This window comes from Paraburkholderia sp. HP33-1 (genome assembly GCF_021390595.1).
Classification (GTDB): domain Bacteria; phylum Pseudomonadota; class Gammaproteobacteria; order Burkholderiales; family Burkholderiaceae; genus Paraburkholderia.
In genome coordinates, this window is the sequence record NZ_JAJEJR010000001.1 from 2,417,737 (window position 1) to 2,433,860 (window position 16,124).

Here is a 16,124-nt window from a genome sequence, read left to right on the forward strand (position 1 = left end):
CCATGAACCTGCTCTACTGGCTCGATCCCTGGGAGGTTTCGCCGACCGTCGTGATCGCGCTGCTGATCCCGGCGATCCTGTTCGTGCGCGGCGCACGCAAGGCGCGGCTGTCGTTCGCGCGGCGTCTGTCGTTCTGGTTCGGGCTGGTCGCGCTGTATGTCGTGCTGCATACGCGGCTCGATTATTTCTTCGAGCATGAGTTCTTCATGCATCGCTTGCAGCATCTGGTGCTGCATCATCTCGGGCCGTTCTTCATCGCACTGTCGTATCCGGGTGCGGCGTTACGCGCGGGAATTCCGTTGCGGTGGCGACAGCGCTTCGTGTTGCCCGCGCTGAAAACACCGCTCGTGCGCAAGGTGCTCGACGTCGTCATGCACCCGGTCGTCGCGGTCACGCTGTTCGTCGGGCTGATCTATTTCTGGTTGCTGTCGCCGATCCATTTCGTCGCAATGCTCGACTGGCGGCTCTATCGCGTCATGAACTGGAGCATGGCGATCGACGGCCTGCTGTTCTGGTGGCTCGTGCTCGATCCGCGTCCGGCGCCGCCCGCGCGTCTGGCGCCTGGCAAGCGCGTGCTCGTCGTGATCGCGGCGATCCCGCCGCAGATCATCCTCGGCGCGTTCATCTTCTTTACGCCCCACGAGCTATATCCGATCTATTCGATCTGCGGCCGCGCGTTCACGTGGCTGAGCCCGATGCGCGATCAGCAGATCGGCGGGCTCCTGCTATGGATTCCGGGTTCGATGATGAGCGTGATCGGCGCGCTGATCGCGCTGCGTCACTGGATGCGACTGTCGTCACGCGGACGCCTGCGCACCGAGCGGCGCGCGCAAGAGGTGCGCGGGCTCACCCATGCGGCGTCGACCACCGCGAGCGGGCAGCGCTGACACGTTCGCACTCAGACCGAGCGCATCCATACATGAGGGATGCCGTCTTCGTCGTGGACCTCCGAGACCGGCCTGAAGCCGAACGCGCCGTAAAAGCCTTGTAGATGCGCCTGCGCGTGCAGACGAATCGGCGTATCGGACCACTGGGCTCGGATATGCGCGAGCGAGCGTTCGAGCATCGCCTTGCCGAGACCGATGCCGCGAAACGGCGCGGTCGTCAACACCCGGCCGATGCGCACGTCGGCATCCGCCGCATCGGGCAACAGCACGCGCAGATAGCCGGCGAGCGGTGGCAGCGCGGCATCGTCGCCGGGGCCATACGCGAGCAGATGCCAGGCTTCGACGTCGAGCCCGTCGATATCGCCATACACGCAGTTCTGTTCGACGACGAACACCGCGCTGCGTGCGGCCAGCATCTCATAGACCTCGACGCCCGTCAGGTCCACGAACGCCTTCCAGCGCCATTCGAGTTGGGCGAGCCGTATGGCGGCGGAGTGCTGCAAATCAATCATCGGTAGCTTTTAGAGTCAATGCGCGACAGCGCGGGCAATGATCCGCAATTATGCCGCCCGTGCGCGCGGAATGACACGTCGCGCGACCGGCCGACTGGCTGTGTTCAGTCGCGAAATCCGCACACGTGCTCAGAACACCGCCTGGACGGGTCGTGCGAGACAGTCGGACAGATTGCCGGGGCCGCACAGATGCAGCGCCCCGACGACCACCAGCGTGCGCTCGCGCGTGTCCAGCAATCCGTTCAGCCGCGCAGCCCACGCGCGATTGCGCGCGTCGAGTATCGCGTGACGGATGCCGGGCAGATTGAACATCGGCGATTCGACAGCGATCTGCTGTATCGCGTGCAGATCACCTTCCAGCCACGCCGCGTGCATCCGTTCGAGTGTGCGCTGCGGCTCGCCGCGGTCGGCCATCAGCATGTCGAGCGCGGCAGCGATCGCTTCGAGCGGAATCGATTCGAGCGCGACTGCCACGTCCTGCGCGGACTCGAGATAGCGATACGGCTTCGCCTGCGCGATCGCCGAGCGCAGCATGCGCGGCTCGACACCCTCGACGACCTGCTGCAACAGAGTCGGCGCGACGATCAGCGCGGCCCACGGACGCAGTGTTTCAAGCGGCGCGAGCAGGCCATCGGCTGGCCAGAGCGCCTGAAGCTGCGTCCAGGCTTCGTCGCGCATGAGCGGCCGCAGTTGTGCCGCGTCGGGGTGCGCCTCGGCTTTGAGAAACGGGAGGATCGTTGCTGGGTCGGACTCGAATACGAACGCGTCGGCCCAGTCATAGGCCTCGGCGATCCACGGCGGCGTTCGACGGCTCGTTGCGGGAAACAGATGCATCGAGCCGAGCAGGCGGACGTGGGTGCCGGTGAGTTGGAAATACATGCGGCTTCAATGAATACGGGCGATGACGATGCTGCGATTCTATCGCCTGATCTCGATCGGGCGTTAATCGGGACGCGCTACTCGTGCGCGAGTTAAAAGCACACGCGATAAATAGCGATACAGAAATATTGCGGTGATATATCTGATTCTAAAATTCCTATTATTTCCCGCCTTTTTAAACGACTCGAGTTCGGTCGTATAGCGCCAGTTTCTCACGCCATTGCTACTGTACGGAACGCTTTATAGGGTGCGCCTCATCATTTGAGCAGGACCGATTTTCTGCGCGTCCGTGATCATCGCGGTGTCGACCTGCGCGAGCCAATCGCCTTCGGATCCGATCCTGATCGCCTGGAATTTGCCGGCCGGCAATTCGACGGTTTCCGTTCCGACCACACGATACTGCGAATTCTACTTCTGCGAAGCGAACGTCCGTTTCGGATGCTACTCGGTGTAATCGATGGTCTTGCCCGCCGACAACGGCAAAGCGAGACTCAACAGCATCGCGGCGGTTCTGATTTTCTTCATAGGTCGAATATAAATTTTATGCACAAAAAATAAATGACCCCGACAATCCCGGCAAATGCTCGATAACCAACATTGAAAAGCACGAAGCCGGCGAGTACTTTACATGAACGTCGCTAGAATGGTTGCGCCCCACGCCGAATTGAATCCACCAATAATCACCATACAAATCGAAAAAAACAAAATACAAATGAAATACCACAAAAAGCGAATGACAATAAGACCTGCCATTCTGGCGGCATCGAGCGCGTTGGTATTGTCCGCATGTGGCGGAGGTTCGTCCGGCGATTCGGGATCGACGGCAAGCACCTCGAGTCTGAGCGATGCGCAGAAGAACTATGAGAGCTTTGCGCTCACGTCCAACGGTGGACTCCACTACGTGGAGGGCAGCCTCTCGTTCAGCACGAGTTCGGCGGGCGCGGTGTCTGTCGGTTCGAGTAGCACGTTTTTCACCACGGACTCCAGCATTGCTCAAAGCCCTTCCACGGGCACTCAGTCGCTGATTGCCGGGACCACTTCGCTCTCGTCGACGCTCAAGGCGGCAACCGTGAGTAGTGGACGCCAGATCGTCAATGGCGCGGTTTATGTCGGTGCGGTTCCAGCGCAAGCACGGATCAGCTATGTGGGATCCAACGTGCAGGCAGACTATCTGGCAACGGACGGCAGTACCGTGATCCAAACCTTGCTCGGCACCAGTTACACCGTCGTTTCGCTGAGCGGCCTGATTTCCGCGTCGCCGTCCGAACTCTTCACGAATAGCGCCTTGGGCCTGATCACGAATACGATCAACGGGCAATCCCTGTACAACGCGCAGGCAACCTGGCAAGCAGGCGCAGCCTACATCAAGGTGGTACGGCAAACGGTCGGAGACGAGTTGTACACCTACGACTGCGCCTCACCGGCCACGACAGGCAATAGTCCGACGCCCTGCTCGGGAACGATATCGATACTGGAAAGTTTCTTCCCCTACGCGAGCACGACGGACGGCAAGACCTACCAGCTCTCCGATGGCCAGATCGTCACGTTGCAGGGCGTTCGCGCATGGGTGGCCAATAGCGTGCTCGGAGGTAGCACGACCGACTACCGCGTGTACTACCAGTACAACGGCGGCATCTACGCGGGTTACATGATCAGGAGCGGCACGACGATGCAGATCGCTCCGCTCGGCGGCGGTACGCCGCAAGAGAACTACTACTTTCTGAACAACGCTGCCGTGCAGTCGATCAAATCGGCGATCAACTTCTGATCGCATTGAAGACGACGTTTCGGCAAAGGCCGGCGAAAGAGGAACAGAAAAAGCAAAAGCCCCGACAAGTCGGGGCTTTTGCTTTACATCAAAGACTGGAGGCGCGAGCCGGAGTCGAACCGGCCTAAACGGCTTTGCAGGCCGCTGCATAACCGCTTTGCTATCGCGCCGCAAGCGGACTGGAACCTAGACACGGGTTCTCAGATTTATCTGGCGGTCACCAGAAGAACCGAAGCTCTGGAAAGTTCAGAACGACCGGCCTTCCAAACAAAAAGGGAAGCGTTGCTTCCCCTGATGTATGGAGCGGGAGACGAGGCTCGAACTCGCGACCTCAACCTTGGCAAGGTTGCGCTCTACCAACTGAGCTACTCCCGCACTGAACTGCTTCACACCGCGCTGCGTTTTTTACTTCGCCAAACATCGCGATGCTTCGAAAACTGGAGCGGGAAACGAGGCTCGAACTCGCGACCTCAACCTTGGCAAGGTTGCGCTCTACCAACTGAGCTATTCCCGCGTTGTACTGCATTTACTGCTACTGCCCTACTGCGTCTCCGGCGTTTCGCGTTGCGTGCATCGGAGAAACGAGATTATGGAGAAACGACTGAAACGTGTCAACCCCTTTTGCCGGCCTCTTTTAAAGAAAACATTTCACTCGTAGTTGTGCGGGGTTCGAACACACTTTTGCGCTCCCACGCGGCCCTTCTTTCACGCCCTCACGCGATGCCACCGCGCTCGCGAATCTGCGGCCACGCAAGCTTCATGTAGTACAGCATCGACCAGATCGTCAGGAACGCGGCAAGATAGATCAGCCACAGGCCCCACACACGCGTGTCGATCATCACACCGGCGCCGAGCGGCAGCGGGCCATAGAACAGCAGCATCGGAATCGCGGCCATCTGGCAAGCCGTCTTGAACTTGCCAAGCGAGTTCACCGCGACGCTCTTCGACGCTCCGATTTGCGCCATCCATTCGCGCAGCGCCGAGATCGCGATTTCGCGCCCGACGATCACGAGCGCGATCGCCGAATCGATCCGCGTGAGTTGCACGAGCACGAGCAGCGCTGCGGTCACCATCAGCTTGTCGGCGACCGGATCGAGAAACGCGCCGAATGCCGAGGTCTGATTCCATTTGCGGGCCAGAAAGCCGTCGAACCAGTCGGTAAGCGCCGCAAGGATGAAGATCGTCGCGGCCGCCAGATTGCGGTGTGCGGGACTCATCATCATGTCGGGCAAATAGAACACACCGACGACGAGCGGAATCAGGACGATCCGCAGCCAGGTCAGGAATATCGGGAAATTAAACGGCATGGGGCAGGCGCAGCGTCTGACGAGTGAGTTGCAATTGTGCCGTGTCGCAAGGGCCGCCACAAGCAAGCGGGCGCGGGCATGGCCGTACAGGGGCGGCACGCGCGCCGCGCGCGGCGCGTGGTTCGCGCTGCGGCTGGCTCAGCGACTCGACCGCAAATTCAATGCAATTGCCGGTAGATCTGCTCGGCGAGCGCCTGCGAAATACCTTCGACGCTCGCAAGATCCTCGACGCTCGCGGCCACCACGCCGCGCAAACCGCCAAAGCGCGCGAGCAGGCGCTGACGTCGCTTCGCCCCCACGCCTTCGAGTTCTTCGAGCCGCGAGGTCTGGCGCGTCTTGCCGCGTTTGGCGCGCATGCCGGTGATCGCGAAGCGGTGCGCTTCGTCGCGGATCTGCGCGACCAGCATCAGCGCGGCGCTTTCCTTGCCGAGTTCGAGCGGCGTACGGCCGTCCGCGAAAATCAGCGTCTCGAGACCGACCTTGCGCCCTTCGCCCTTCGCGACGCCGACCAGCATGCCCGTCTCGAGCCCCAGCTCCGTGAACACCTGCCGCGCGATTTCTACCTGCCCCTTGCCGCCATCGATCAGCACGATGGTCGGCAGCACGCCGCCGGCCGCGGCCGGCTCGGCGGCATCGGCGGCAAGCGACGGATCGGCGGCCGCGTCGCTTTGCGACCCGGCGGCTTCGTCGCTCGCGTTCGCGGCTGCCTGCGCGACCATCTTCTCGTAGCGGCGCGTCAGCACCTGGCGCATCGCCGCGTAGTCGTCGCCGGGCGTGATGCCGGTGATGTTGTAGCGGCGATACTCGGACGACTGCATCTTGTGATGGTGATAGACGACGCACGACGCCTGGGTCGCCTCGCCCATCGTGTGACTGATGTCGAAGCATTCGATGCGCAGATGCGCAAGGTCGTCACACTCCATGCCGAGCGTGTCGGTCAGCGCGCGTGTGCGCGCCTGCTGCGAGCCCTGCTCCGACAGCAGCCGCGCGAGCGCGAGCCGCGCGTTCTGCTCGGCCATGGCAAGCCACGCGCGTCGCTGCCCTTGCGGCTGACGCAGCACGGTGACTTTGTGCCCCGCCTGCTCGATCAGCACGTCGACAAGCTCGCGCGCCGGCGCATGGCTAACCACCAGCACCGGCGGCACGCGATTGCCGAGGTAATGCTGCGCAATGAACGCTTCGAGCACTTCGGATTCGACGCCGCCGGGCGCGCGGCCTTGGCGTCGCCGGGTAGCGGGAGCTGGTTCGTTTGCTTCCTCGCTCGTATCGTCCGCAATCGCCTCGATCGCTTCTTCGTCACTACCATCGGCGTCCTCGTCTTCCGATGGCATGTCCCGCGCGATCGCGAGCGCATCGGCCGTGGCGCTCGCCGCTTCGGCTGACGGCGCGACCGCTTGCGTATGCGCCGATGCGTCGTCCTGCCCGGCTTCGTCTTCGAGCCCCCCCTCCTCCGCGGTCAACGCGCTCTCCACGTGCGCGGGAAAGTACGCCTTGTCGCCGAGGTGCCGCCCGCCGCGCACCATCGCGAGATTCACGCACACGCGGCCGCCCAGCGCGACCACCGCAAGAATGTCGACGTCGCTATCGCTGCCGACTTCGATCGCCTGCTGATGCAGAACCGTCGACAGCGAGCTCATCTGGTTGCGCACCGCCGCGGCCTGCTCGAACTTCAGCTCGCTCGCGAACGCATGCATCTTCTGCTCGAGCTCCTTCATGACCTCGCCCTGGCGGCCAAGCAGAAAGCGCGACGCGTTGGCGACATCCCGCGCGTAATCCTCTTCGCTGATGTTCGCGACGCACGGCGCCGTGCAGCGGCCAATCTGATGCAGCAGACACGGCCGCGTGCGGTTGTTGAACACCGAATCTTCGCAGGTGCGCAGCTGGAATACGCGCTGCAGGATCTGGATGCTCTCGCGCACCGCCCACGCGCTCGGGAACGGACCAAAGTACTGGTTCTTGCGATCGACCGAGCCGCGGTAATAGGCCATGCGCGGAAACTTGTGGCCGGTCAGCTTCAGATACGGATACGACTTGTCGTCGCGAAACAGGATGTTGTAGCGCGGCGCGAGCGCCTTGATCAGATTGTTCTCGAGCAGCAGCGCTTCGGCCTCGGAACGCGTGACCGTGGTCTCGATGCGCGCGATCCGCGTAACCATCATCGCGATGCGCGGCGACAGCTGCGTCTTCGTGAAGTAGCTCGATACGCGCTTCTTCAGATCACGCGCCTTGCCCACGTAGAGCACCGCGCCGCTCGTGTCGTAATAGCGATAGACACCGGGCAGATGCGGCAGTTGGGCGAGCACTTTTTTCGGCTCGAAAGCGTCGGGGGCGTCGGTTGCTTCGGGTTCGGTCATGCGGGTCGATTGGGTGGGACGGTCTCGCGTTGCCTCGCCGCTTGCGCCGTCTGGCGACCGATATCGGGCACCGGAGGTCGTGTCGCGCGTCGCGCCATGCGGCCCGCGTGTCGGGCAAAGGGCGCGCGCGATCGCGAGCGAGGCTTTAGAATCGCCAGTTTAGAACATTCCGAGTTCGTTCGAACCTGCTCCGCGTCGGCGGAGTCACCGAGCCAGCCGAGCCGCCATGTCCTCCGTCGCGCCCGTTTCCGGACCACCCGCTGCCCCTGCCAACCCGATCGCCTGCGATATCTTTTGCGCGGTGATCGACAACTTTGGCGACATCGGCGTGTGCTGGCGCCTCGCGCGCCAACTCGCACGCGAGCATGGCTGGCAGGTGCGTGTGTTCGTCGACGATCTGCATGCGTTCCAGCGGCTGTGTCCCTCGCTCGCGCTCGAGCGGGCGCGGCAGACGCTCGACGGCATCATCATCGAGCACTGGCACGAACCGGCCCACGCGGGCGATACGCTCGAAGTCGCCGACGTCGTGATCGAGGCGTTCGCCTGCGAGCTGCCGCCCGTCTATATCGCGGCGATGGCCGAACGCGCGCGCGCGCCGCTGTGGTTCAACCTCGAATATCTGAGCGCCGAGGACTGGATCGCCGATTTTCATCTGCGGCCGTCGCCGCACCCGCGCTACGCGCTCAACAAGACCTTCTTTTTCCCCGGACTCGGCCCCGGCACCGGCGGCGTGCTGAAGGAGCGAGATCTCGATGCGGCGCGCACCGCGTTCGAGGGCTCGCCGGCCGCCCGCGCCGACTGGTGGCGCAAGACCACCGGCCACGCGCCGCCGCCAGCCGACGCAACCGTGGTGTCGCTGTTCGCGTACGAAAATCCGGCGGTCGACAGCCTGCTCGAACAATGGCGCGACAGCGTGAGCCCGATCGTGCTGCTGGTGCCCGAGGGACGCATTTCCGGCGCGCTCGCGCGCTTTTTCGGGCTGCCGTCGTTTACGGCGGGCACCCATGCGACGCGTGGCAACCTCAGCGCCCATTCGCTCGCGTTCACCGAACAGCCCGGCTACGACGCGCTTCTTTGGGCGAGCGACGTCAATTTCGTGCGCGGCGAGGATTCGTTTGTGCGCGCGCAGTGGGCCGCGAAGCCGTTCGTCTGGCACATCTATCCGCAGGCCGACGACGCCCATCTGCCCAAGCTCGACGCCGCACTCGCGCACTACACGCGCACGCTGCCCGCGCAAGCGCGCGCCGCACTCGAACATTTCTGGCACGCGTGGAACGGCGCGGGACAGCCGGACTGGGCAGAATTCCAGCGCCACAGTGCGGCGCTGAAGCGGCGCGCCGCCGCGTGGGCGGTCGAACTCGAGCAAGTTGGCGATCTCGCCGGAAATCTGACCTCATTCGCAAAAACTCAGTTAAAATAAGCGGTTATCCAACGGCCGACGACGCAAGCGCGGCCCGATTCGAGCCACAACCCGTGGTCAGCCCGTCTGACCGGTCCCCGTGGAAAAACACAGCACGCGCCTCTGTCTTCGGGCTGGGCACGCAAATGTCAAAAAAGGGACGCATGTTTGGGCGTGTTGCAGATCGGCGCCACTCGTGTACACGCCCGAAAGGGTAAAGATCAGGTAACGGACAGGTGGAAACGCCGTGGCATCTCGTCACGGGTCTCCGCCGCGAGCCGATCCCGTTTCAAGCATCCGGGCAGTGCCGCCGCTTTACGCGGCGCACGGCAGGTGGTGAGCGAAACGCCGAAGCCGCTTGCGCCGTATGCCGTTGAGCAACAGTTAAGCTATTTATCTCGTACAGGACAGTTTTATGAAGACCGCACAGGAACTCCGCACCGGCAACGTCGTGATGATCGGCGCAGACGCAATGGTCGTGCAAAAGGCCGAATACAACAAATCGGGCCGTAACTCCGCCGTCGTCAAGATGAAGTTCAAGAACCTGCTGACCGGCGCCGGCATGGAAACCGTGTACAAGGCGGACGACAAGTTCGACGTCGTCGTGCTCGAGCGCAAGGAAGTGACGTATTCGTACTTCGCCGACCCGATGTACGTGTTCATGGACGCCGACTACAACCAGTACGAAGTCGAAGCCGAAATGATGGGCGACGCGATGCACTACCTCGAAGACGGCATGGCTTGCGAAGTCGTGTTCTACAACGAGAAGGCGATTTCGGTCGAACTGCCGACCACTCTGGTTCGTGAAATCATCTACACGGAACCGGCTGTCAAGGGCGACACGTCGTCGGGCAAGGTGCTGAAGAACGCCAAGCTGAACACCGGTTTCGAACTGCAGGTGCCGCTCTTCTGCAACATCGGCGACAAGATCGAAATCGACACGCGTACGCACGAATACCGCAGCCGCGCCTAAGCGCCTGTCTGCGTCACCCCGCCAGCGCCGGCGCCCTGCCGGCCTGCACAAAAAGCGCTCAATTTTGGGCGCTTTTTCTTTTCTGTCGCGCCGTGTATGGTTTAGGAAAACTTTACCGGCAAGTTTCTCAAAATTGCCATCACGACATCCCGATTTCGCGTCGCGCGCGCGGCAAGTCCTTGATTCATAGCAACAAAGGCCTTTGGCACGGTCTCTGCTGGGTGGAGGGTTATGCGAGTACCGCTGATTTTTCCAACCTGGGAGATGCACCGTGAATAACGACATCGCTGAAGGCAAATGGATTTAGCCCTGTCATCGAGCCCGCCAGAACCTGCCGTGCGCGCCATCAGAGTTGGCGGCGCACCGGGAATTTAACTCAGTCATAAAATTGCGCTCGCCATGCCACACGCTCTGATTGTTGAAGACGATCCCAATAGCCTGTCCGGTCTGTCGGCGATCCTCGCGGCCGACGGCTTTTCCGTCGACACCGCGACTACGCTCGCCGAGGCCCGCGCCGCGCTGACGCGCTTCATTCCCGACGTCGTGCTCGTCGACCTGAATCTGCCGGACGGTAGCGGCCTCGATCTGTTGCAGCACCTGCCCGCGCATCCGCCCGGCGGTGAGCTTCCGGTGATCGTGATGACCGGCAATGCGACGGTCGAGAGCGCGATCGAGGGCTTGCGGCACGGCATCTGGGACTATCTGCTGAAGCCGGTCAACATCCCGCGTCTGCGCAGCCTGCTCGCGCGCATCCCGCGGCCGTACGAGCTGACCGAGGAAGTGCAGGCATTGCGCGCGTCGCTGCGTCAGCTTGGGCGCTTCGGCTTGATGCTCGGCCGCAGCGGCACGATCCAGCATGTGTACGACACGATCGAGCGTCTTGCGCCGACCGAAGCCGCAGTGCTGATCTCGGGCGAGGCCGGCACCGGCAAACAGATCGCCGCGCGCACGCTGCACGACATGAGCCGTCGCCGCAAAGGCCCGTTCGTCACGTTCGACTGCCGCAACGCGGCGGCCGACGGCCTCAATCGCTCGCTCGACAGCGTGCTGTTCGGTCACGGACGCGGCGCGACTGGCGGAGCCGAGCAGCGCGAGCCGGGCCTCTTCGAACAGGCAAGCGGCGGCACGCTGCTCATCAACGAAATCACCGAGCTGCCGCGCGCACAGCAGGAAGCGCTGTTGCGCGCGCTCGATTCGCAGACGTTCATGCGCGTCGGCGGCACCAACCAGATCGTGACCGACTTCCGGCTCATTGCATCGACGCGCAAGCCGCCACGCGCGGCGGTCGCGGACGGTTCACTGCATCAGGACCTCGCGCTGCGTCTCGAAGCCGCCGCGGTCATGTTGCCGCCGCTGCGCGAGCGCAGCGAAGATCCGGTGCTGATCGCTCAGGCGATCGTCGACGAACTGAATCTCGCAGCGCGCGCGCACGGCGCGTCCGAGGTCGCGAAGCAGACGACGCCGAACTTCCTGCGCGAATGCCTCGCGTATGACTGGCCGGGCAATGTGCGCGAATTGCAGGAGCGCGTGCGGCGCGCGTATCTGGCATCGGGCGATGTGATCGAGTCGTTGCGCGCCGACGAGGCAGGGACGGCGCACGGCCGCGACCTGAACGGCAGCCGCGTGCAGGTGACGGTCGGCACGCCGCTCGCGGACGTCGAGGAAATGCTGATTCGCGCGACGCTCGACGCGGTCGGCGGCACGCGGCATCGCGCGGCATCGCTGCTCGGAATCAGCCCAAAGACGCTCTACAACAAGTTGCAGCGCATGCGCCTGAACTGAGTGATCGAATGGCGCGTGGCGCGGATGCTTGCTGAAGCTTGACGGCGGCTCGCACCGCTCGAAGCGCATAAAAAGATGGCGCCTTGAGTTCCTTCAAGGCGCCATTTCCGTTTATGCAAACGCACCGCGCACCAGCCTCTGCGCTTCGGCATACCGCGGTTCGGCCATCAGCTTGCTCCACGCGAGCGCCTTGCCGCGCGGCCGCATGCGCTCCAGACGCTGCCGCGATTCCTTCGATGGCGTGACGCGCAGCGCGTCGAGTACCTTCTCCGCTTCGTCGGGCTGATTGCAGATCAGCACCATGTCGCAGCCGGCCTGCAAGGCGGCGCTCGCCGCTTGCGTCAGCGTGCCGCCCTGGCGCGCGGCTTCCATCGACAGATCGTCGCTGAAGATCGCGCCTTCGAAGCCAAGCTTGCCGCGCAGGATGTCCTGCAGCCAGATGCGCGAGAAGCCGGCCGGCTTCTCATCGACCTGCGGATAGACGACGTGCGCGGGTAGCACCGCGCCAAGCGACAAACCGAGCCAGTCGTACGGCGCGACGTCGTTGCCGAGGATCTCGTCGAGCGGCCGTTCGTCGACCGGCATTGCGACGTGCGAGTCCGCCTGCGCGAAGCCGTGCCCCGGAAAATGCTTGCCGCAATTGCTCATGCCGGCGAGCGCGAGGCCGTGGTTCAGGCTCTTTGCGAGCAGCGCGACCACGCGCGGATCGCGATGGAACGCGCGATCGCCGATCACCTGTGAGTGGCCGTAATCGAGGTCGAGCACCGGCGTGAAACTCATGTCGATGCCGCACGCGCGCAACTCCGCGGCGAGAATATAGCCGACCGCGGTCGTCACCTTGGTCGCGTGCAGCACGTCGTGGTCCCATAGCGCACCGAGCTTGCCCATCGACGGCAGCACCGTGAAGCCGTCAGTGCGAAAACGCTGCACGCGGCCGCCTTCGTGGTCGACGGCGATCAGCAGATCCGGGCGAATCGCCCGGATTGCATCGGTCAGCGCGACCAGTTGCGCGCGGCTTTCGTAGTGGCGCGCGAAGAGGATCACGCCCCCGGTCATCAGGTGAGCGAGACGCCTTTTATCATCACCGTTGAGCGTTTTGCCGACCACGTCGAGCATCACCGGTCCGGGTGTGGTTTTCATCGAATTCCGCTGGAAAGGAGCTTGAGGCAAAGACAAACGCGACCGGCAATGGTCGCGTTCAACGTTTTTATTCGGTGGCGGATTGCGCGGACGAAGCCCAGGATGCCGACGCAGCAAACGAGGCCTGCGCCCCGCCCTCCCGCTGCGTCTCGGCGATCACGAACGACACCGCGTAATCGCGCTCGTCGCTGATCGTCACGCGCGCCGTGATGCCGCGCGCGTCGAGCCATTCGGCCAACTCGCCGGAGGCGACCACCATCGGCTCGCCACTCGGCCGGTTCAACGTCTGCAGCGCGCGCCAGGTCATCGGCCAGTGCATGCCGAGGCCGATCGCCTTCGAGAACGCTTCTTTCGCCGAGAAACGCGTCGCGAGAAACGCCAGACCGCGCGCCGCCGAGCGGGCGTGGCGCGCGTGGTAGACGCGCAGTTCGTCGGGACCGAGCACCTTCTCGGCGAAGCGGCCATTGGTGCGAGTCATCACCGCAGCGATGCGGCTCACCTGAACGATGTCGGTGCCAATGCCGTAGATTGCCATGCGTGCGTCCGTCGCCAGATTGCGTTACGCGCGCGCGCCGAGACGCGCGGCGACCATGATCGCCTTCATCTCGCGCACCGCGTTGTCCCAGCCCGCGAAGATCGCGTGCGCGACGATCGCATGGCCGATATTGAGTTCGACGATGCCGTCGATCGCTGCGATCTGCTGCACGTTTGTGTAGTGCAGGCCGTGGCCTGCGTTCACCTTGAGGCCGAGCGTCGCGCCGAATTCGACCGCGCGCACGATGCGCTCGTATTCGCGCTGCTGTTCGTCGGGATCGTGCGCCTCCGCGTAACGGCCGGTGTGCAGCTCGATCACCGGCGCGCCGGCTTCATGCGCGGCGCGAATCTGCGATTCTTCGGGGTCGATGAAGAGCGACACGCGCGACTTCGCGTCGGCTAGTTGCTTGCACGCGGCGCGCACCGCCGCGAATTGTCCGGCGACGTCGAGACCACCTTCGGTCGTCAGCTCCTCGCGTTTTTCCGGCACGAGGCACACGTCGTGCGGCTGCACTTCGCACGCGATGTCGAGCATTTCCGGCGTGACCGCGCATTCGAGATTCATGCGCGTTTTCAGGAGCGGGCGCAGCTTGCGCACGTCGGCGTCGACGATATGCCGGCGGTCTTCGCGCAGATGCAGCGTGATCGCATCGGCGCCGGCCTCTTCCGCCATCAGCGCGGCGCGGATCGGATCGGGATAGGACGTGCCGCGCGCGTTACGCAGCGTAGCGACGTGGTCGATGTTCACGCCGAGGTCGATCACGGTTGGCGAAGTCAGGAAGAAGCTCATAAGTTCTGCAGGTCGATCAGGATCTGACGGGTCGCAAGCGGCGCGCCGCCGAGATAGGTGTTGAGCAGAAAGCGCATCAGCGTTTTGCTTTGCGCGACGGTCTGCGCTCGATGGTAATCGTCCTTTTCCATATCGAGCAAGGTTTGTCCCGACACCACCGGCCACTGCGCGGGCCATTCGTCCGATGCCTCCCGGACGCCGCGCTCGGGATCGAATACGTAGCGGCCGTCGGCGAGCACCGCTTTGCGCGCGACCGTGCGATCGAGCGCCATCGCGTAACCGGTTTCGCGCAACAGCACGCGTTCGAACGAGCGCAGCACCTGCACCGGCGGCTCATCGTGCGCGAGCCGCGTCAACGTGACGACGTAGTGGTGAAACAGCTGCGGATGCGGGTCTTCGCGCGCGCAGAAGCGCACTAGCAGTTCGTTGACGTAGAAGCCGCACAGCAGCGCGTCGCCGGTCAGCGGCAGCATGCCGCCGACCCATTCGGCGCCGGTCAGCGTGCGCATTTCGGATTTGCCCGACCACGCCAGCGATAACGGCTGGAAGGTTTGCAGCACACCGCGCAGCGCGGAGTGTGGGCGCTTCGCGCCCTTCGCGACGAGCGCGAGACGGCCGTGATCGCGTGACAGTACGTCGATGATCAGACTGGTCTCGCGATACGGGTAGCTATGCAGGACGAACGCGGGCTGCTCGGTGATCCGGTAGTCGGAAGCGGAGGCGCGCGGCGGTCGGCGCGACGGCGTTTTGGGCGGATCGCCATCGGCGGCGGGGGCGCTTTTCGCGCTTTTGGTTTCGGCCGACGCTTTCCGCGCGCTACGCGCGGGCCGTGACGGCTCGTGCTCCGGTTGGTCCGGACCCGCGTCTGAATTCAGCGTCATCGACGCGTCATTCATACCCATACGCACGAAGCCCGGCTTCGTTGTCGGCCCAGCCGCTCTTCACCTTGACGAAGGTCTCGAGATATACCGGCCCGTCGAACAGTTTCGCCATGTCGAGGCGCGCCTCGGTGCTGATCTGCTTCAGCTTCGCGCCCTTCTGGCCGATGATCATGGCCTTGTGCATGTCGCGATCGACGAGGATCGTCGCGAAGATACGGCGCAGGCGCCCTTCGGTTTCGAACTTGTCGATCAGCACGGTGCTCGTGTAGGGCAGCTCGTCGCCGGTCCAGCGGAAGACCTTTTCGCGCAGGATTTCGGCCGCGAGGAAGCGTTCGCTGCGATCGGTCAGGTCGTCCTCGCCGTAGATCGGCTGGCTTTCCGGCAGGAACGGCTTGATGGTCGCCATCAGACGCTTGATGTCGTCGATGTTTTTCGCCGACAGCGGCACGATCTCGTTGAACTCGCGCAGCGTGCTCATCTGCTGCATGAACGGAAACAGCGAGTCTTTATCCGACACGCGATCGAGCTTGTTCGCGATCAGCAACGTCGGCACCTTCGACGGGATCAGGTCGAGCACCCTCTGGTCGTCGGGGCCGAAGCGGCCCGCTTCGATCACGAACAGGATCGCGTCGACCGAGGTCAGCGTCGACGTGACCGCGCGATTCAGCGAGCGGTTCAGCGCGCCGCTATGTTTGGTCTGGAAACCCGGCGTGTCGACGAAGATGTACTGCGCGTCTTCGAGCGTGTTGATGCCGGTGATGCGATGGCGCGTGGTCTGGGCCTTGCGCGAGGTGATGCTGACTTTCTGGCCGACCAGCGCGTTCATCAGCGTGGACTTGCCGACGTTCGGACGGCCGACGATCGCGACCATGCCGCAGCGAAAACCAGTGGGAGTGGGAGCGTTCATATTCGGACTAC

14 protein-coding genes and 3 tRNA genes are annotated in these 16,124 nt (G+C 63.4%); 5 read left to right on the forward strand and 12 right to left on the reverse strand.

The window, feature by feature from the left end; genetic code table 11:
* Window positions 1-2: 2 nt before the first annotated feature.
* Window positions 3-887 carry a cytochrome c oxidase assembly protein gene (locus L0U81_RS10940; protein WP_233802537.1) on the forward strand — a complete coding sequence of 295 codons (885 nt, stop codon included), beginning with the start codon at window positions 3-5 and terminating at the stop codon, window positions 885-887.
* Window positions 888-898: 11 nt separating this feature from the next.
* Here the strand turns inward: L0U81_RS10940 and L0U81_RS10945 are convergent, their stop codons facing one another.
* Window positions 899-1,399, reverse strand: coding sequence for a GNAT family N-acetyltransferase (locus L0U81_RS10945; protein ID WP_233802539.1), 501 nt, complete (start codon window positions 1,397-1,399; stop codon window positions 899-901).
* Between the two features lie 129 nt (window positions 1,400-1,528).
* The gene (locus tag L0U81_RS10950; protein WP_233802541.1) at window positions 1,529-2,278 is read right to left on the reverse strand and encodes a TraB/GumN family protein; all 750 of its coding nucleotides are present in this window, start codon (window positions 2,276-2,278) and stop codon (window positions 1,529-1,531) included.
* Window positions 2,279-3,011: 733 nt separating this feature from the next.
* Here L0U81_RS10950 and L0U81_RS10955 point away from each other — a divergent pair.
* Window positions 3,012-4,046 carry a hypothetical protein gene (locus L0U81_RS10955; RefSeq protein ID WP_233802543.1) on the forward strand — a complete coding sequence of 345 codons (1,035 nt, stop codon included), beginning with the start codon at window positions 3,012-3,014 and terminating at the stop codon, window positions 4,044-4,046.
* Window positions 4,047-4,142: 96 nt separating this feature from the next.
* Here L0U81_RS10955 and L0U81_RS10960 read toward each other — a convergent pair.
* The 5 genes from L0U81_RS10960 to uvrC form a co-directional block, all read right to left on the reverse strand.
* Window positions 4,143-4,216 (reverse strand) — tRNA-Cys (locus tag L0U81_RS10960).
* A 129-nt stretch (window positions 4,217-4,345) separates the two neighbouring features.
* Window positions 4,346-4,421, reverse strand: a tRNA-Gly gene (locus L0U81_RS10965).
* Window positions 4,422-4,484: 63 nt separating this feature from the next.
* A tRNA-Gly gene (locus tag L0U81_RS10970) sits at window positions 4,485-4,560 on the reverse strand.
* A gap of 199 nt (window positions 4,561-4,759) precedes the next feature.
* Window positions 4,760-5,353 carry a CDP-diacylglycerol--glycerol-3-phosphate 3-phosphatidyltransferase gene (gene pgsA / locus L0U81_RS10975; protein WP_233802544.1) on the reverse strand — a complete coding sequence of 198 codons (594 nt, stop codon included), beginning with the start codon at window positions 5,351-5,353 and terminating at the stop codon, window positions 4,760-4,762.
* Window positions 5,354-5,511: 158 nt separating this feature from the next.
* Window positions 5,512-7,707: an excinuclease ABC subunit UvrC gene (gene uvrC, locus L0U81_RS10980; protein WP_233802546.1), complete on the reverse strand. Its 2,196-nt coding sequence runs from the start codon at window positions 7,705-7,707 to the stop codon at window positions 5,512-5,514.
* 226 nt (window positions 7,708-7,933) lie between these two features.
* Between uvrC and earP the strand changes: the two genes are divergently transcribed.
* From earP to L0U81_RS10995, 3 genes are all read left to right on the forward strand, one after another.
* On the forward strand, window positions 7,934-9,127 hold the full coding sequence (earP, locus tag L0U81_RS10985; protein ID WP_233802548.1) for an elongation factor P maturation arginine rhamnosyltransferase EarP: 1,194 nt from the start codon (window positions 7,934-7,936) through the stop codon (window positions 9,125-9,127).
* Window positions 9,128-9,521: 394 nt separating this feature from the next.
* Window positions 9,522-10,079, forward strand: coding sequence for an elongation factor P (gene efp / locus L0U81_RS10990; protein WP_008919334.1), 558 nt, complete (start codon window positions 9,522-9,524; stop codon window positions 10,077-10,079).
* Between the two features lie 399 nt (window positions 10,080-10,478).
* The gene (locus tag L0U81_RS10995; RefSeq protein WP_233802550.1) at window positions 10,479-11,861 is read left to right on the forward strand and encodes a sigma-54-dependent transcriptional regulator; all 1,383 of its coding nucleotides are present in this window, start codon (window positions 10,479-10,481) and stop codon (window positions 11,859-11,861) included.
* 111 nt (window positions 11,862-11,972) lie between these two features.
* On the opposite strand, the gene nagZ is transcribed toward L0U81_RS10995, so the two are convergent.
* The 5 genes from nagZ to era all read right to left on the reverse strand — a co-directional run bounded on the left by nagZ (window position 11,973) and on the right by era (window position 16,113).
* The gene (gene nagZ / locus L0U81_RS11000) at window positions 11,973-13,001 is read right to left on the reverse strand and encodes a beta-N-acetylhexosaminidase (protein WP_233802552.1); all 1,029 of its coding nucleotides are present in this window, start codon (window positions 12,999-13,001) and stop codon (window positions 11,973-11,975) included.
* A gap of 67 nt (window positions 13,002-13,068) precedes the next feature.
* On the reverse strand, window positions 13,069-13,536 hold the full coding sequence (gene acpS, locus L0U81_RS11005) for a holo-ACP synthase (RefSeq protein ID WP_233802554.1): 468 nt from the start codon (window positions 13,534-13,536) through the stop codon (window positions 13,069-13,071).
* 24 nt (window positions 13,537-13,560) lie between these two features.
* Window positions 13,561-14,325: a pyridoxine 5'-phosphate synthase gene (pdxJ, locus tag L0U81_RS11010; RefSeq protein WP_233802555.1), complete on the reverse strand. Its 765-nt coding sequence runs from the start codon at window positions 14,323-14,325 to the stop codon at window positions 13,561-13,563.
* Entirely contained in the window at window positions 14,322-15,227 is a 906-nt protein-coding gene (recO, locus tag L0U81_RS11015) for a DNA repair protein RecO (RefSeq protein WP_233802557.1), read from the reverse strand. The genes pdxJ and recO overlap by 4 nt, the downstream gene beginning before the upstream one ends.
* Window positions 15,214-16,113, reverse strand: coding sequence for a GTPase Era (gene era / locus L0U81_RS11020; RefSeq protein ID WP_233802559.1), 900 nt, complete (start codon window positions 16,111-16,113; stop codon window positions 15,214-15,216). The genes recO and era overlap by 14 nt, the downstream gene beginning before the upstream one ends.
* Between the last annotated feature and the right edge of the window lie 11 nt (window positions 16,114-16,124).

What these genes read in the sequence shown, in the direction of transcription:
- L0U81_RS10940 (WP_233802537.1), top strand. Translation starts at nt 3, where the DNA reads ATGAACCTGCTCTACTGGCTCGATCCCTGGGAGGTTTCGCCGACCGTC.
- L0U81_RS10945 (WP_233802539.1), bottom strand. Translation starts at nt 1,399, where the DNA reads ATGATTGATTTGCAGCACTCCGCCGCCATACGGCTCGCCCAACTCGAA.
- L0U81_RS10950 (WP_233802541.1), bottom strand. Translation starts at nt 2,278, where the DNA reads ATGTATTTCCAACTCACCGGCACCCACGTCCGCCTGCTCGGCTCGATG.
- L0U81_RS10955 (WP_233802543.1), top strand. Translation starts at nt 3,012, where the DNA reads ATGACAATAAGACCTGCCATTCTGGCGGCATCGAGCGCGTTGGTATTG.
- pgsA (WP_233802544.1), bottom strand. Translation starts at nt 5,353, where the DNA reads ATGCCGTTTAATTTCCCGATATTCCTGACCTGGCTGCGGATCGTCCTG.
- uvrC (WP_233802546.1), bottom strand. Translation starts at nt 7,707, where the DNA reads ATGACCGAACCCGAAGCAACCGACGCCCCCGACGCTTTCGAGCCGAAA.
- earP (WP_233802548.1), top strand. Translation starts at nt 7,934, where the DNA reads ATGTCCTCCGTCGCGCCCGTTTCCGGACCACCCGCTGCCCCTGCCAAC.
- efp (WP_008919334.1), top strand. Translation starts at nt 9,522, where the DNA reads ATGAAGACCGCACAGGAACTCCGCACCGGCAACGTCGTGATGATCGGC.
- L0U81_RS10995 (WP_233802550.1), top strand. Translation starts at nt 10,479, where the DNA reads ATGCCACACGCTCTGATTGTTGAAGACGATCCCAATAGCCTGTCCGGT.
- nagZ (WP_233802552.1), bottom strand. Translation starts at nt 13,001, where the DNA reads ATGAAAACCACACCCGGACCGGTGATGCTCGACGTGGTCGGCAAAACG.
- acpS (WP_233802554.1), bottom strand. Translation starts at nt 13,536, where the DNA reads ATGGCAATCTACGGCATTGGCACCGACATCGTTCAGGTGAGCCGCATC.
- pdxJ (WP_233802555.1), bottom strand. Translation starts at nt 14,325, where the DNA reads ATGAGCTTCTTCCTGACTTCGCCAACCGTGATCGACCTCGGCGTGAAC.
- recO (WP_233802557.1), bottom strand. Translation starts at nt 15,227, where the DNA reads ATGGGTATGAATGACGCGTCGATGACGCTGAATTCAGACGCGGGTCCG.
- era (WP_233802559.1), bottom strand. Translation starts at nt 16,113, where the DNA reads ATGAACGCTCCCACTCCCACTGGTTTTCGCTGCGGCATGGTCGCGATC.